The following is a 275-nucleotide window of genomic DNA, read 5'->3' on the forward strand; positions in this document are numbered from 1 at the left end:
GTTGCTTATCCTACAAAGATACTATTTTGAAAGCGAATCACAGCAGTCCGATTCATTATATACCGATCCGACCAGCTGTTGCTTATCCTACAAAGATACTATTTTGAAAGCGAATCACAGCCACCTTGCTGGGGGCTTTCGGAGTGGCATCGCTGTTGCTTATCCTACAAAGATACTATTTTGAAAGCGAATCACAGCTGCTTGATGAAGTTTAGTACTAAAGCTAGCGCTGTTGCTTATCCTACAAAGATACTATTTTGAAAGCGAATCACAGC

At 41.1% G+C, this 275-nt stretch carries 1 protein-coding gene; it reads left to right on the plus strand.

Annotation, left to right across the window (positions count from 1 at the left end):
• The coding region (locus DWW10_RS26290; RefSeq protein WP_220395709.1) for a hypothetical protein at nt 1–184 on the plus strand (184 nt) is incomplete at its 5' end.
• Between the last annotated feature and the right edge of the window lie 91 nt (nt 185–275).

It is taken from the genome of Bacteroides intestinalis (assembly GCF_003464595.1).
In the GTDB taxonomy this organism is placed as follows: Bacteria; Bacteroidota; Bacteroidia; order Bacteroidales; family Bacteroidaceae; genus Bacteroides; species Bacteroides intestinalis_A.